Genomic DNA, 15,645 nt, shown 5'->3' with positions numbered 1-15,645 from the left:
TTGACGTCGGAGTGCCTAAATCGCTGGTCGTCGATAAAGTTGTGGAACCAGATGTCGAAAGGTTCGTTCCAGTGGTTCCGGACAATAGTGTCGCAGCTCCCGCCGCAAAGACACATAACAAGGATAGTCCGGCTCCGAATACGGAGCCAGTCATTCTGGCAGACATGTTGCAACCCCTGAGCTTATTAACCCCTTAAGGGTCCGCTAGGAAGGTTAACAAATACTTCCGGTCAAGTGCGGCTCGTCGCAAAGCCTGGGCATTTGCGACGAGCCGTGGCCATTTCATTCGGCGGCCTGCACGAGTTCTTCGGGTTGCGGCGCCATGCCGCGCCCGACGCTCGCATAGGCAAAGCCCGCCGCCTCGGCGACTTCGGGACGGTAGATGTTGCGCAGATCGACCAACCCGTCGCCGCTCATCACCTTCTTGAGCCGAGGCAGGTCAAGGGCCCGCAACGCATCCCATTCGGTAACGATCACGACCGCCGCGGCGCCTTCCGCAGCCTGATAGGGGCTGTCGCAGAAATCGACATTGCTCAGCATCGTCCGCGCGGCGTCCATCCCTTCGGGATCATAGGCGCGGACCTGCGCGCCGCCGTCCTGAAGCGCCTGGATGATGGAGAGCGATGGGGCGTCACGCATGTCGTCCGTGTTCGGCTTGAAGGTAAGGCCAAGCACGGCGATGCTTTTGCCTCGCACCGATCCATTGCAGACCGCCACCACCTTGCGCGCCATCGCCCGCTTGCGGCTCTCGTTGATCGCCACCGTGGTTTCGATGAGGCGGATCGGCGCTCCGGCATCTTCGGCTGTCTTGACAAGCGCCAGCGTGTCCTTCGGGAAGCAGGAGCCGCCATAACCCGGTCCCGCGTGAAGGAATTTCGAACCTATCCGGTTATCCAGCCCGATGCCGCGCGCGACCTGCTGCACGTCCGCTCCCACATGCTCGCATAGTTCCGCGATCTCGTTGATATAGGTGATCTTCATCGCCAGAAAGGCGTTGGCAGCGTATTTGATGAGCTCGCTCGTCCGCCGGCCGGTGAACTGGATCGGCGACTGGTTGAGGTATAACGGCCGGTACACTTCAGTCATGACCGGCCGTGCACGCTCGTCCTCAATGCCGACCACGATCCGGTCAGGCCGCTTGAAGTCCTGGATGGCCGCACCCTCGCGGAGGAATTCGGGATTGGAGGCGACGGCAAAGTCCGCGTCGGGATTGGTTTCTCGAATGATCCGCTCCACCTCGTCACCCGTGCCGACGGGAACGGTGGACTTGGTAACGATCACCGTGAAACCATTGAGGTTCGCGGCAATTTCTTGCGCGGCATCATATACATAGCTGAGATCAGCATGACCGTCGCCACGGCGCGCCGGAGTACCGACGGCGATGAAGACCACGTCCGCCTGCTGGACGGACGAGGCGAGATCAGTGGTGAAGGTCAGCCGCCCGCTCTTCACATTGCGCCCGATCAAATCGGCGAGACCAGGCTCATAGATGGGCACGCCGCCTTCCTTCAGCAGCGTGATCTTGCGCGCATCCTTGTCAACGCAGATCACGTCATGGCCAAAGTCCGCCAGACACGCGCCCGATACAAGCCCGACATAGCCCGATCCGGTCATAACGATCCGCATCACATTTTCTCCTTCTTCAAAACGGCATTCCAATCGGACCAGCCTGAAAAGGACGCACAAAGCCGTCCGGAGAAATCCCCGGTGCCGAACAATCTACGCCCTCCACATGGTTGGACGTCAGGCGATCAAGCCCGACCTCCGATCGCTGGAGCCTGCCAGCTGTTGATGCGCCGCAGCATAGCTTGCTGCACAACATGGATGCAACGCAGCCTGCCGCTCAGCAGACACATATGGCCGCGGTTGAGTCGCTACAATTAGCGGCAAGCCCTTATGCGCACTCCATTTCCGCGAAAAAGGCGGCGGCATCGCTGCCGCCGCCTCCCCAAGGGTTAGATACAGGCTGTTATCAGCCCTGCTTCAGGTCGAAGCGATCCGCGTTCATCACCTTCGTCCATGCCGCGATAAAGTCCGTCACGAACTTTTCGCCCGCATCCGCCGCTGCATAGACCTCGGACAAGGCCCGAAGCTGCGAATTGGAACCGAAGACGAGGTCGGTTCGTGTCGCTGTCCACAACTCTTCTGCCGTGTCGCGGCTGGACCCCACGAACACCTCATCGCCACGATCGTCCACTTCCTTCCACGCCGTCCGCATGTCGAGCAGGTTGACGAAAAAGTCGTTGGTCAACTGCCCCGGACGGTTCGTCAGCACGCCATGCGGCGAATTGCCGTGATTACCGCCAATCACCCGAAGACCACCAACCAGCACCGTCATTTCCGGCGCGCTGAGCCCCAGCAGTTGCGCGCGATCGATCATCAATTCTTCCGTCGGCACGCTGAAGCGGACGGAAAGATAGTTGCGGAACCCATCGGCCTTGGGTTCGAGCGGCTCGAAGCTCTCGGCGTCGGTCTGCTCCTGCGTCGCATCGCCGCGCCCGGGCGTGAAGGGCACCTTCACATCGTGGCCGGCATCCTTCGCCGCCTTCTCCACCGCAGCCGAACCACCCAGCACGATCAGGTCGGCGATGCTGACCTTCTTGCCGCCCTGCGCGGAACCGTCGAAGTCCGCCTTGATGCCCTCATAAGCTTGCAGCACCTTTGCCAGTTGCGCAGGCTGGTTGACTTCCCAGTCCTTCTGCGGCGCCAGGCGGATACGCGCGCCGTTCGCGCCGCCCCGCTTGTCCGACCCGCGGAAGGTCGATGCCGACGCCCAGGCGGTCTGCACGAGTTCTCCCACCGTCAGCCCGGAACTGAGGATCTTGGCCTTCAGGCCCGCCACGTCAGCATCATCGATCAGCGGATGATCCGCCGCGGGGATCGGGTCCTGCCAGATCAGGTCCTCCGCCGGAACCTCCGGCCCTAAATAACGGACCTTGGGCCCCATGTCGCGATGCGTCAGCTTGAACCAGGCCCGCGCGAAGGCATCGGCAAACTGGTCCGGGTTGGCGTAGAAGCGCTCGGCGATCTGCCGATATTTGGGATCGACCTTGAACGCCATGTCCGCGGTCGTCATCATCGTGGGCACGCGCTTGTCCGGACTGTGCGCACCGGGGGCCATATCCTCCGGCTTTTGGTCCTTGGGCTGCCATTGCCACGCGCCCGCCGGGCTCTTCACCAGCTCATAATCATAGTCCAGCAGCATGCGGAGATAATTCATCGACCATTGGATCGGCGTCGGGGTCCAGGCTCCTTCAAGGCCGCTGGTGATGGTATGATCGCCAATGCCGCTCTCATGCCCGCTCTGCCAGCCAAGCCCCTGCTGTGCGATGTCCGCACCCTCCGGCTCGGCACCGACCTTGGAAGCGTCGCCCGCGCCGTGGCACTTGCCGAAAGTGTGCCCACCCGCCGTCAGGGCCAGCGTTTCCTCGTCATCCATTGCCATGCGCGCGAAGGTTTCGCGGATGTCGCGAGCGGACTGCGCCGGATCGGGTTTGCCGCCCGGCCCTTCCGGATTGACATAGATAAGCCCCATCTGGATCGCCGCGAGCGGGTTTTCGAGCGCCCGCCCCGACTCTTCCTCGATGCGGGTGGCGCCCAGCCACTCCTCTTCGGTGCCCCAGTAAATGTCCTTTTCCGGCTCGAACACATCCTCGCGCCCGCCGCCGAATCCGAAGACGGGGCCGCCCATCGATTCGATCGCGACATTGCCGGCCAGGATCATCAGGTCGGCCCATGACAGCTTGCGGCCATATTTCTGCTTGATCGGCCACAGCAGACGGCGCGCCTTGTCGAGATTGGCATTGTCCGGCCAGCTGTTGAGCGGCGCGAAGCGCTGCGTGCCCGAAGACGCGCCGCCGCGCCCGTCGCCTGTGCGATAGGTGCCCGCGCTGTGCCAGGCCATCCGGATGAAGAAGGGTCCATAATGCCCATAATCCGCCGGCCACCAGGGCTGGCTGTCGGTCATCAGCGCATGAAGGTCCTTTTTCAGGGACTGATAATCGATCGACTTGAAGGCCTGCGCATAGTTGAAGTCGTCGCCCATCGGATTGCCGCTGAGCCCGTTCTGATGAAGGATATCGAGCGACAGCTGGTTCGGCCACCAATCCCGGTTCGTTCTTCCCAGCAGGGATCGCAGCGCGACGGGCTCCTTTGACGGATCACTCAGCGGGCTGCCGCCAGTTTTTGCGTCCATGAATTGGCTCCTCTTTCAGATATTTGTGGGGGAACGATAGGCGCGTACGGCCGGCGGACAAAATGATCTCCGTCCATCACAGAAAGTCGGCGAATCGATCAGCAGTTCCATGCGTCCGCACTAGCTGTCGAAATCCGGCTCTCACCGGCGAGCCGATCAGATGCCGCCAGCCACCACAGGCCAGCCGCCACGCTCCAGCCGCGCGCTCAGGTCGGCGACACAGCGGTCGAGCATCGCTGCGTCGGTCGAGCGAACGACGAAGTTCGCGCCCGTCCTGCCCTGGCGAAAAAAGGGATAGCTGCCGATCTGGCATCCCTCATGCGCCCGCTCGGTACTGGCAAGCAGGTCCGCAATCTCACTCTCCGCCACCCAGCAGCCGATCGTGGCTGAAAGCACCGGCAATCCGCCTTCCAAGGTACCGGTCAGGCTGTCCAGCATGCCCGCCGTGATATGCGGCACCCCGGCCATGATGAAGATATTGCCATGCCGGATGCCCGGCGCGCCCGACATGCGGTTTTCGATCAGGCTGCTGCCGGCAGGAACGCGCGCCATGCGCAGCCTCGCGTCGGTAAGGCCGCCGCGTGTTTCATAATAGCCCGACAGGATCGCGCGCGCCTGCGGATGGATTTCGACCTCCACACCCAGCGCCGCGGCAATCGCATCGACCGTGATATCGTCGTGAGTCGGCCCGATGCCGCCCGTCGTGAAAAGATAGTCGTTGCTGATCCTGAGCGTGTTGACCGCGTCGATGATAGCGCCGCTGTCGTCGGCGACTACGCGAACCTCCCGCAGGCGAATGCCCTGCACGTTCAGCCAGGCGGCGATCTGCGCGACATTCTTGTCCTGCGTGCGGCCGGAGAGAATCTCGTCGCCGATGACGATCAGCGCTGCGGTCCAGATGCGTTCACTATCGGCCATGGCGCAGGGCATAGCCGCTGCAGGCGTTGCTGCCTAGCCTGCTGCAGCCGACCCCCTCGCATTATCCGCGGCCGCCGCCTATAGTCACACCATGACCGAATATATGACGATGACGGCGGACGCGCCGATCTCCCGCTCGACCGCGATCAAGCTGTACGACGCTTCAGGCTTCGAAGGGATGCGCAAGGCCGGACGGCTGGCGGCGGAAATCCTCGACGCGCTGGTGCCCCATGTCGTGCCCGGCGTTACCACCGGAGAGTTGGACGACATCGTCCGGCGGATGACGCTGGATGGCGGCGGCGTGCCGGCGACCCTTGGCTATCGGGGCTATACCCATAGCTGCTGCATCTCGCTCAACAATGTGATCTGCCATGGCATTCCGGGCGACCTGAAACTCAAGGACGGCGATATCCTCAACATCGACGTGACGCCGCTGGTGGATGGCTGGCATGGCGACACGAGCCGCATGTATATTTGCGGCGAAACGTCGATCAAGGCGCGCCGGCTAGTCGAGGTGACCTATGAATGCCTGATGCTCGGGATCGATCAGGCGAAGCCCGGAAACCATCTGGGCGACATCGGCTACGCGATCCAGAAGCATGCGGAAAAGCATCGCTATGGGGTGGTCCGCGACTTTTGCGGCCACGGCCTTGGCCGCGTGTTCCATGATAGTCCGGAGGTGGTTCATGTCGGCCGGCCGGGCACCGGCCCTGAACTGCGCCCGGGCATGTTCTTCACCATCGAGCCGATGATCAATATCGGCAAGCCGGGCGTGAAGATGATGGAGGATGGCTGGACCGCCGTCACCCGCGACCGCACGCTTTCCGCCCAGTTTGAACACAGCATCGGCATCACGGAAACCGGCTGCGAGATTTTTACGAAAAGCCCCGCGGGCCTCAACGCGCCGCCCTATCATAACTGATCGCCAAACTGCCCAAAAAATAGGCAGGGCGCGGAAATATTGCCCGGAATCCGGGCAATATGGACAAACGGTACTGCATCGCAGAAAGCAGACGCAGCGATTCGCCATTTGGCACGGTAATTGATTGGAAAGAGGGACGGCACCTGTCGGTGGGGCAAGATGATCGTCTCTCGAAAGAGGGGAAGGCGGGAACTCTCCCGGCTTCATGCGCGCGTTTGGGTTGGGATTGATAGTGATGAAAAAGATCGAAGCGATCATCAAGCCGTTCAAGCTGGACGAGGTGAAGGAAGCGCTGCACGAAGTGGGCGTGTCCGGCATCACCGTAACGGAAGCCAAGGGGTTCGGCCGCCAGAAGGGGCATACCGAATTGTATCGCGGCGCTGAATATGTCGTCGATTTCCTGCCCAAGGTGAAGCTGGAAGTCGTCGTCGATGACGCTCTGGCCGACCGCGTGGTGGAGGCGATTTCGTCCGCCGCGCAAACCGGTCGCATCGGCGATGGCAAGATCTTCATCTCCAACATCGAAGGCGCGGTGCGCATCCGCACCGGTGAACGCGACAGCGACGCCATCTGACACTTTCTCCAAAGGGTTCTCGCCGGCTGCTCGCGGCCAGGCGGACGCACGCATCAACCTACCCCTTCGGGGGGGTAATCACGAAAGAAGGGCAAGTTCGAAATGGCTAACACGCCTAAAGACATCCTGAAGATGATCGAGGAAAAGGAGATCGAGTGGGTCGACGTCCGCTTCACCGATCCCAAGGGCAAGTGGCAGCACCTGACCATGGTCGCTTCGGTGCTGGGCGAGGATGAACTGACCCAGGGCCTGATGTTCGACGGTTCTTCGATCGAAGGCTGGAAGACGATCAACGAATCCGACATGATCCTGAAGCCCGACCTGGACGCCGTCTATGTCGATCCGTTCAGCGCCACGCCAATGCTGATCCTCATCTGCGACATCGTGGAGCCGGACACGGGCGAACTCTACAGCCGCGACCCGCGCTCGACCGCCAAGCGCGCCGAGGCGTTCGTGAAGTCGGCCGGTTTCGGCGACACGGTCTATGTCGGTCCGGAAGCCGAATTCTTCATGTTCGACGACGTGCGCTTCGAGAATGATTACTCGCAGAGCTACTACAAGATCGACGACATCGAACTGCCGACCAACACCGGCAAGGAATATGAAGGCGGCAACCTCGGCCACCGTCCCCGTGCCAAGGGCGGCTATTTCCCGGTCGCTCCGGTCGATCCGGCCACCGACATCCGCGCCGAGATGGTTTCGACCATGCTCGAAATGGGCCTGCCATGCGACAAGCACCACCATGAAGTCGCCGCCGCCCAGCACGAACTCGGCCTGACCTTCGGCACGCTGGTCCAGACCGCCGACCGCATGCAGATCTACAAGTATGTCGTGTGGAACGTCGCCCAGGCCTATGGCAAGTCGGCGACCTTCATGCCCAAGCCGATCGCGCAGGACAATGGTTCGGGCATGCACACCCACATGTCGATCTGGGAAGGCGGCAAGCCGCTCTTCGCGGGTGAAGGCTATGCCGGCCTCAGCGAAACCTGCCTCTACTTCATCGGCGGCGTCATCAAGCATGCCAAGGCCCTGAACGCATTCACCAACCCGACCACCAACAGCTACAAGCGTCTGGTGCCGGGCTTCGAGGCGCCGGTTCTGCTGGCCTATTCGGCCCGCAACCGCTCGGCCTCCTGCCGTATTCCCTACGGCGCGGGCGCCAAGGCGAAGCGCGTTGAATTCCGCTTCCCCGACGCGATGGCGAACCCCTATCTCTGCTATTCGGCGCTGCTGATGGCGGGCCTCGACGGCATCGAAAACAAGATTCATCCGGGCCAGGCCATGGACAAGAATCTCTACGACCTGCCGCCGGAAGAACTGAGCCAGGTGCCGACCGTCTGCGCCTCGCTGCGTGAAGCGCTCGACTCGCTGGCCGCTGACCACGACTTCCTGCTGAAGGGCGACGTGTTCACCAAGGACCAGATCGAAGCCTATATCGAACTGAAGTGGCCCGAAGTGTACCGCTGGGAAATGGCTCCCTCGCCGGTCGAATTCGACATGTACTACAGCAGCTGATCCTTTCGGCAGTTGAAAGAAAATGGGCTCGGTCGCGCAAGTGGCCGGGCCTTTTTCTTGAGGCCGTGCCGGCTGACGGCGACCGATCCAACGAAAGGCTGGCCTGTAGCCTCCCAGTCGCGAGCAAAGTCGAAGCCATTGCGTCGCAGCCCGCAAAGGCGGAAAATCGCAGCCATGGCCCTGATCGACTCGCTGAGCCTCACCCATCCCATCGTTCAGGCGCCGATGGCTGGCGTTTCGACGCCGGCCATGGCCGCAGCCGTCTCCAACGTGGGCGCGCTCGGTTCCGTCGCGGTCGGCGCTACCGATGCAACCGGTGCGCGCACGATGATCGAGGCCGTTCGCGCGCTGACCGATCGCCCCTTCAACGTCAATCTTTTCGCGCACCGTCCGGCCATTCCAGAGGCAAGCGCAGAGGCTGGGTGGCTGGAAGCGCTCACCCCATTGTTCCGCGAGCAGGATGCTGAGCCACCGGCAGCACTCCATGAAATCTATCAAAGCTTCCAGCAGGACGACGCGATGCTGGCCACCTTGATCGATCTCGCGCCGCCGGTGGTCAGTTTCCATTTCGGCGTGCCGGACAGGGCACGCATCTCCGCTCTCAAACAGGCGGGTTCGTTCCTGATCGCCACTGTCACAAATCTTGAAGAGGCGCAGGCCGCAGCGCAGGCCGGGATCGATGCGCTTGTCGCCCAAGGCTATGAGGCGGGCGGACACCGGGGCATTTTTGACCCGGACGCGCTGGACGACCAACTCGGGACCATGGCGCTCACCCGGCTCCTGGCCGTTCGATGTCAATTGCCGGTCATCGCAGCCGGCGGCATCATGGACGGTCGGGGAATAGCCGCAGCATTGGACCTCGGCGCCGCCGCCGCGCAATTGGGCACGGCCTTCATCGCCTGCCCGGAAAGCAGCGCCGACGAGAGCTATCGCGCAGCGCTCCGCAGCCCGGCGGCACACCATACGGTGATGACCCGCGCCATCTCAGGCCGTCCGGCCCGCTGTCTCGCCAACCTCTTCACCGCATGGGACGCTGCATCTGAACGGACGCCCCCCGCTTACCCCATCGCTTATGACGCTGGCAAAGCTCTCAACGCTGCTGCCAAAGCGAAGGGAGAATATGGCTACGGCGCTCAATGGGCGGGTCAGGGGGCACCGCTCGCCCGCCCCTTGCCCGCTGCCGATCTTGTCAGGACCCTGGCCGCCGAGCTGGTTCAGTCCCGCCGCTGAGCTTCAGTGCCCATCCGGTATGGAAGCGCCGAAGAGCAGAACCGGCTCACCCGCTGCCGAAAGCGCAATGTCGCCGCCCGCGCTCGTCACCAGCGTCCGCACCATCCACGCCGCAGAGGTGCGCGAGGCCAGCCCTTCTTCCGGTAATGTGCCCGCCAGCGCCGCACGCAGGTCCGGATCGAGGACAAGCTTCGGCCCTTCCGCCCGCACCACGATCTCCGTGACGCCGGGCCGCCGCTCCGCACCAATGTCCAATTGCCCGCCGCGTACCAGCGCATCCCCGGCGATGAGCGCCAGGTTCAGCAGCACCTTCACGGGCAATTTGTCGAGAATATCCTCCTCGACCATCCAGCCGATCTTCACGCGGCCAGAGGCGGCGAACATGCCTTCGATCGCAACCCGTGCCTCATGCGTCGGCACCGCATCGCCAAAGCCGCCCGCCGAGCCAAAGGCCAGGCGGAAGAATTTGAGCTTGTTGGCGGACGTCTTGGCGCTGTCCGCCAGCAGATCGAGACAGCGTTGCCGCATTTCCGGGTCCGTCTCGTCCGCCATCAGTTCGAGGCCGTTGTTGAGCGCACCGACAGGGCTCAACAGATCATGGCACAGACGGGAACAAAGCAGGCTCGCAAATTCGATGCTGTCGATCGGATGGGTCATGAAGGTTCGCTGCCGCCGGAAAGTGAAACAGGAAAAGGACTTGAGGCTAATGCGCTGCCCGGCGGTGTGATGCAACCCTCCTTCACGCCACCTCCAGCGTCCCCTCGGCAAACTGGACCTGTCCGTCGTGCATCGGCGAGGCGATCCATAACCTTGCATCCCCGCTGCCGACGATCAGCCAGAAACTGCCGTCCGGCACCGCATTTGCCCTGTCGGTGGCCGATGGCACGGCAAGTCCGCCCGGATGCGAATGATAGTGGCCGACGATGCGCGGACCGCCGGCACGCTGCGCCCGATGGGCCGCGATCAGCACGATCGGGTCCAGTTCGAAATGTCGCGCCGGATCGGATGCTACATTGGAAGCAGGCACGATTTCATCCACCTCTTCCCGCGACCCAAGCAGCAGCCCGCAGACCTCATGCCGATCGTTCTGCGCAAGGGTCATGATTTGTTCCAGAAGCCGTCTTGAAATGCGGACCATCATTCCTACATGCTTAACCAATGGGTTCGGGGGTTTCCATCATCATCGAAGCGAAGATTGCCGACGCGCAGGCGGGCATGCGCCTCGACCGCGCGCTGGCAGAATTGTTGCCCGAACTGTCGCGCGAACGGCTAAAGGCCTTGATCCTCGACGGCCGGGTGACTGCGAGCGGCCGCGCGCTCAATCCGTCGATGAAGGTGGCGCCGGGACAGGCCTTCGCCGTCAGCATCCCGCCGCCCGTCGATGCAGAGGCGATCGCGCAGGATATTCCGCTCAGCATCGTGCATGAAGATGCGGACCTGATCGTCATCGACAAGCCGGCCGGGCTGGTTGTCCACCCCGCCGCCGGCAATCTGGACGGCACGCTCGTCAATGCGCTGCTGCATCATTGCAAGGGCCAGCTTTCCGGCATCGGCGGTGTGGCGCGGCCGGGTATCGTCCACCGGATCGACAAGGACACGTCGGGCCTTCTGGTAGTGGCCAAGTCCGACCGCGCGCATGAGGGGCTGGCGCAGCAGTTCAAGGCGCACAGCATCGACCGCCTCTACGCCGCGATCGTCTATGGTGTGCCCGCGCCGCCATCGGGCGTGGTGGATACATGGGTCGGCCGCTCGGATTCCGATCGCAAGAAGATGGCGGTTCACCGTGAAGGACGCGGCAAGCATGCCGTGACCCATTACCGCACCGTTCAGATCCTGCGCGGCGCTGCCTTGGTCGAATGCAGGTTGGAAACGGGGCGCACGCATCAGGTGCGCGTGCACATGACCCATCTTGGTCACCCCTTGATTGGCGACCCGATTTACAGTAGAGAAAGAAAAGGTTTCAAATCGATACTGGAAACGCTGGGTTTCAAAAGGCAGGCATTGCACGCCAAAAGGCTGGGGTTCATACATCCGTTAAGCGGTGAACGTCTCAGCTTCGACAGCCCTCTGCCCGCCGATATGCAGGAACTGTTAAGCGAGCTTCACGTATAGGTTTTGACAAGTTTGCGACGGCGCATCGGATGCCTCTTCTGGGTCCCGCCGCGCATGAAAGGGAAAGGTGACGACATGGCCGGAAAGACCAATGTCCCCGCGGTTCCTGCGCTGGGCGGCGAAGCCAGCCTCAACCGCTATCTGTCGGAAATCCGCAAATTTCCGATCCTGACGCCCGAGCAGGAATATATGCTTGCGAAGCGCTATGCCGAGCATGCGGACTCCGAAGCCGCGGCTCAGCTGGTGACCTCCCACCTGCGTCTCGTGGCCAAGATCGCCATGGGTTATCGAGGCTATGGCCTGCCCGTCAGCGAACTGATTTCCGAAGGGAATATCGGCCTGATGCAGGGCGTGAAGAAGTTCGAGCCCGATCGCGGCTTCCGCCTGGCGACCTATGCCATGTGGTGGATTCGCGCCTCGATCCAGGAGTTCATCCTGCGGTCCTGGAGCCTCGTGAAAATGGGCACCACCGCCGCGCAGAAGAAGCTGTTCTTCAACCTTCGCCGGATGAAGAATAACATCGAAGCGTTCGAGGATGGCGATCTCCACCCCGACGACGTCAAGAAGATCGCGACCGATCTGGGCGTCACGGAGGAGGACGTCATCTCCATGAACCGCCGCATGGCTATGGGTGGCGATACGTCGCTCAATGTTCCCATGCGTGAGGATGGCGAGGGTCAATGGCAGGACTGGCTCGCCGACACCGATCCGCTTCAGGACGAGCGTGTCGCTGACGATCAGGAACGCGAACTGCGTCACGACATGCTGGTGGAGGCGATGGACGACCTCAACGACCGGGAAAAGCATATCCTGGCCGAGCGGCGCCTGGCTGAAGAGCCCAAGACGCTGGAAGAACTGAGCCAGGTCTACGGCGTCAGCCGGGAACGTGTGCGCCAGATCGAAGTCCGCGCCTTCGAGAAGCTGCAGAAGGCGATGATGCGCATCGCCGGCGACCAGATCGGCCGCATGGCGCGGCTGGCCGCTGCCTGATCGATCCAACTGTCAAAGAAGAGCCCCGGCATCGTCCGGGGCTTTTTTATGTGCGCCCAAGGTGCGCATGTCTCCTCCCGCTTGAACGCGTCCGAGATCGCGTTACGACGGCCGGATGATCTCCCGCCCTGCTCCCGCCCGCCGCGTTCGCTGGCTTCGCATCCTGTTCAGGCTGATCGGCGGCTTCGTTCTGCTCTCGCTGTTCCTGGTGCTGATCTACCGCTTCGTGCCGCCGCCGGTCACCCTTACCATGCTGTTCGATCCCAATGGCATCTCCAAGGATTGGACAAGCCTGGACAAGATCGATCCGGACATGGCGCGCGCTGCCATTGCGGCGGAGGACAGCCGCTTTTGCAGCCATCACGGCTTTGACGCCGTCGCCATCGCGCAGGCGCTGCGCCACAATGCCAGCGGCGGGCGCATTCGCGGCGGCTCCACGATCAGCCAGCAGACGGCGAAGAACGTCTTCCTGTTCCAGGGCGGCGGCTTCCTCCGCAAAGGGTTCGAGGCCTGGTTCACCCTGCTGATCGAGGCGATCTGGGGCAAGCGCCGCATCATGGAAGTCTATCTGAACGTCGCGGAAACCGGCATCGGCACTTATGGCGTGCAGGCCGGCGCGATCCGCTACTTTCATCACGGCGCCGGCCAGTTGACCCGCGCCGAAGCGGCCCGCATCGCGGCGGTCCTCCCCCTCCCCAAGAAGCGCGCCGCAATCGCGCCCAGCGGCTTCACCCGCCGCTATGGCAACAGCGTCGCCGCGCGGATCGGGGTAGTACAGCGTGATGGACTCGATAGCTGCGTGCAGTGAGGGGGACGGATCACGGCTGAGGGTGGGTTGCGGACATCCTTCTCTTACCCCTCTCCCTTGAGGGAGAGGGCTGCGCAGGCTTGGCAGTTTGCTGCCTAGCCGTAGCTGGGTGAGGGGGTGATCCGGGCTAAAGACTGGCCTGTCGCCGCTCCCCCTCATCCAACTTCGCCTAGCTTCACTCCGTTCAGCAAGGCTCCGTATCCTTCTTCCTCCAAGGGAGAAGGAATGTCTTGCTCTGGTCGAAACCCGCCATCGCCTGCAAAGGAATGGCCCGCCGGGATCGCTCCCGGCGGGCCATTCTATCCAAAAGGAGCGTAGGATTACGCCGCGTCTTCGGCCCGCTTGTCCTTTTCGCTGAACACGCGGATCGGTTCCTTGCTGCCGGCGACGACATCCTTGTCCACCACGACCTCGCCGACGCCTTCCATGGAAGGCAGGTCGAACATCGTGTCGAGCAGGATCGCCTCCAGGATCGAGCGCAGCCCGCGTGCACCGGTCTTACGCTCGATCGCCTTCTTCGCGATCGCTGTCAGCGCGTCATCGGTGAAGCTCAGTTCCACATTCTCCATGTCGAACAGCTTGGCATATTGCTTCACCAGCGCGTTCTTCGGCTCGACGAGGATCTTGACCAGCGCGGTCACGTCCAGGTCTTCCAAGGTCGCGATCACCGGGAGGCGGCCGACGAATTCAGGGATCAGGCCGAACTTCAGCAGGTCCTCCGGCTCGCTCTGACGCAGTAGCTCGCCGGTTTTCCGCTCTTCAGGCGCAGCAACATGAGCGCCGAAGCCGATCGACTTGGCTTCCAGACGGTCGCCGATGATCTTTTCCAGCCCCGCGAACGCGCCACCGCAGATGAACAGGATATTGGTCGTATCGACCTGCAAGAATTCCTGCTGCGGATGCTTGCGCCCGCCCTGCGGCGGAACCGAAGCGGTCGTGCCCTCCATCAGCTTCAGCAGCGCCTGCTGCACGCCCTCACCGGACACGTCGCGCGTGATGGACGGATTTTCCGCCTTGCGGCTGATCTTGTCGATCTCGTCGATATAGACGATCCCGCGCTGCGCCTTCTCGACATTATAGTCGGATGCCTGGAGCAGCTTGAGGATGATATTCTCGACATCCTCGCCGACATAGCCGGCCTCGGTCAGCGTGGTCGCGTCGGCCATGGTGAAGGGCACGTCAAACGTCTTCGCCAGCGTCTGGGCCAGCAGAGTCTTGCCGCAGCCGGTCGGGCCGACAAGCAGGATATTCGACTTCGCGAGTTCGACCTCGCCGGGCTTGGTCCCGTGGTTCAGCCGCTTATAATGGTTGTGGACCGCAACGGACAGGACGCGCTTCGCCCGGTTCTGGCCGATCACATAATCGTCCAGCACATCGCAGATTTCCTGCGGGGTCGGCACGCCGCCATCCTTCTTGCCGACAAGACCGCCTTTGGTCTCCTCGCGGATGATGTCGTTGCACAATTCCACGCATTCGTCGCAGATGAAGACGGTCGGCCCCGCTATCAGCTTCCGCACCTCATGCTGCGACTTGCCGCAGAAGGAGCAGTAAAGCGTGCTTTTGGAATCGGAGCCCGTAAGCTTAGTCATTCGCCAATCTCTCTTCCCTCTGCCGGGCGAACCGCCGCCCGCGACGAGGGATATTCTGGTCCTAGGATTATCCTAGACCGCGACGCGCCCGTTTCACAAGGGGAGAAAAGGGCGCGTGCGGTAAACATGGGGTTTAGCCTTCGGCCGACTCCGGCAGCGCAGGCCGGCGGTCGAACACTTCATCGACCAGACCGAACGCCTTGGCTTCCTCAGCCTCCAGGAAGGTGTCGCGATCCATCGCCCGCTCGATTTCCTCCAGCGGACGGCCGGTATAATTCGCGTAGAGGCCGTTCAGCCGCTGGCGAATACGCAGGATTTCCTTGGCCTGGATCTCGATATCCGACGCCATGCCCTGCGCACCGCCCGAAGGCTGGTGGATCATGATGCGCGCATTGGAGAGCGCGATCCGCTTGCCCGGCTCACCGGCGGCGAGCAGGAAGCTGCCCATCGATGCGGCCTGGCCGATGCACACGGTGCCGACCTGCGGACGGATATATTTCATCGTGTCGTGGATGGCCATGCCGGACGTCACCACGCCGCCCGGCGAGTTGATGTACATCCAGATGTCCTTCTTCGGATTTTCCGACTCAAGGAACAGCAGCTGCGCCACGATCAGCGAGGCCATATGATCCTCGACCTGCCCGGTCACGAAGATGATCCGTTCGCGCAGGAGGCGCGAATAAATATCGAAGCTGCGCTCGCCCCGGTTCGACTGTTCGATGACGATAGGGACCAGCGCGGCCATGGGATCGGACATGATATCGGTCATTTTGCTCTTTCGGGTGGTTGCTT

14 protein-coding genes are annotated in these 15,645 nt (G+C 62.3%); 7 read left to right on the top strand and 7 right to left on the bottom strand.

The genetic code is table 11. The features are described 5' to 3' along the window. Positions 1–282: 282 nt before the first annotated feature. The 3 genes from L858_RS0114950 to L858_RS0114940 form a co-directional block, all read right to left on the bottom strand. A complete protein-coding gene (locus L858_RS0114950; protein ID WP_022683967.1) occupies positions 283–1,626 on the bottom strand; it encodes a UDP-glucose dehydrogenase family protein in 1,344 nt (447 codons plus the stop codon). Positions 1,627–1,972: 346 nt separating this feature from the next. Continuing rightward, positions 1,973–4,195: a catalase/peroxidase HPI gene (katG, locus tag L858_RS0114945; protein WP_022683966.1), complete on the bottom strand. Its 2,223-nt coding sequence runs from the start codon at positions 4,193–4,195 to the stop codon at positions 1,973–1,975. Between the two features lie 156 nt (positions 4,196–4,351). Beyond that, positions 4,352–5,113: a competence/damage-inducible protein A gene (locus tag L858_RS0114940; protein WP_022683965.1), complete on the bottom strand. Its 762-nt coding sequence runs from the start codon at positions 5,111–5,113 to the stop codon at positions 4,352–4,354. A 91-nt stretch (positions 5,114–5,204) separates the two neighbouring features. Between L858_RS0114940 and map the strand changes: the two genes are divergently transcribed. The 4 genes from map (at position 5,205) to L858_RS0114920 (ending at position 9,354) form a co-directional block, all read left to right on the top strand. After that, a complete protein-coding gene (gene map / locus L858_RS0114935; RefSeq protein WP_022683964.1) occupies positions 5,205–6,035 on the top strand; it encodes a type I methionyl aminopeptidase in 831 nt (276 codons plus the stop codon). Positions 6,036–6,270: 235 nt separating this feature from the next. Next, positions 6,271–6,609 carry a P-II family nitrogen regulator gene (locus tag L858_RS0114930; protein WP_028056178.1) on the top strand — a complete coding sequence of 113 codons (339 nt, stop codon included), beginning with the start codon at positions 6,271–6,273 and terminating at the stop codon, positions 6,607–6,609. Between the two features lie 102 nt (positions 6,610–6,711). Beyond that, the gene (gene glnA / locus L858_RS0114925) at positions 6,712–8,124 is read left to right on the top strand and encodes a type I glutamate--ammonia ligase (RefSeq protein ID WP_022683962.1); all 1,413 of its coding nucleotides are present in this window, start codon (positions 6,712–6,714) and stop codon (positions 8,122–8,124) included. A 174-nt stretch (positions 8,125–8,298) separates the two neighbouring features. Further along, on the top strand, positions 8,299–9,354 hold the full coding sequence (locus tag L858_RS0114920; protein WP_022683960.1) for an NAD(P)H-dependent flavin oxidoreductase: 1,056 nt from the start codon (positions 8,299–8,301) through the stop codon (positions 9,352–9,354). A gap of 3 nt (positions 9,355–9,357) precedes the next feature. Here the strand turns inward: L858_RS0114920 and L858_RS0114915 are convergent, their stop codons facing one another. Further along, positions 9,358–10,011: a histidine phosphotransferase family protein gene (locus L858_RS0114915; protein WP_028056177.1), complete on the bottom strand. Its 654-nt coding sequence runs from the start codon at positions 10,009–10,011 to the stop codon at positions 9,358–9,360. Positions 10,012–10,093: 82 nt separating this feature from the next. Continuing rightward, positions 10,094–10,495, bottom strand: coding sequence for a M67 family metallopeptidase (locus L858_RS0114910; protein WP_022683958.1), 402 nt, complete (start codon positions 10,493–10,495; stop codon positions 10,094–10,096). Positions 10,496–10,512: 17 nt separating this feature from the next. On the opposite strand from L858_RS0114910, the gene L858_RS0114905 reads away from it, so the two are divergent. The 3 genes from L858_RS0114905 (at position 10,513) to mtgA (ending at position 13,264) form a co-directional block, all read left to right on the top strand. Beyond that, a complete protein-coding gene (locus L858_RS0114905) occupies positions 10,513–11,466 on the top strand; it encodes an RluA family pseudouridine synthase (RefSeq protein WP_022683957.1) in 954 nt (317 codons plus the stop codon). A gap of 75 nt (positions 11,467–11,541) precedes the next feature. Further along, positions 11,542–12,456, top strand: a complete 915-nt coding sequence (gene rpoH / locus L858_RS0114900) for an RNA polymerase sigma factor RpoH (RefSeq protein ID WP_022683956.1) — start codon at positions 11,542–11,544, stop codon at positions 12,454–12,456. Positions 12,457–12,571: 115 nt separating this feature from the next. Continuing rightward, the gene (mtgA, locus tag L858_RS0114895) at positions 12,572–13,264 is read left to right on the top strand and encodes a monofunctional biosynthetic peptidoglycan transglycosylase (RefSeq protein ID WP_022683955.1); all 693 of its coding nucleotides are present in this window, start codon (positions 12,572–12,574) and stop codon (positions 13,262–13,264) included. Positions 13,265–13,584: 320 nt separating this feature from the next. On the opposite strand, the gene clpX is transcribed toward mtgA, so the two are convergent. Both clpX and clpP read right to left on the bottom strand, forming a co-directional pair. Next, entirely contained in the window at positions 13,585–14,853 is a 1,269-nt protein-coding gene (clpX, locus tag L858_RS0114890) for an ATP-dependent Clp protease ATP-binding subunit ClpX (protein WP_022683954.1), read from the bottom strand. Positions 14,854–14,986: 133 nt separating this feature from the next. After that, positions 14,987–15,622 (bottom strand): ATP-dependent Clp endopeptidase proteolytic subunit ClpP, encoded by a 636-nt coding sequence (clpP, locus tag L858_RS0114885; RefSeq protein ID WP_022683953.1) that lies wholly within the window; start codon positions 15,620–15,622, stop codon positions 14,987–14,989. Between the last annotated feature and the right edge of the window lie 23 nt (positions 15,623–15,645).

Source organism: Sphingobium bisphenolivorans (assembly GCF_000412635.1).
GTDB classification, from domain to species: Bacteria; Pseudomonadota; Alphaproteobacteria; order Sphingomonadales; family Sphingomonadaceae; genus Sphingobium; species Sphingobium bisphenolivorans.
Note: the sequence above shows the minus strand (reverse complement) of the source record. Positions and strands in the feature narration are given on the sequence as shown.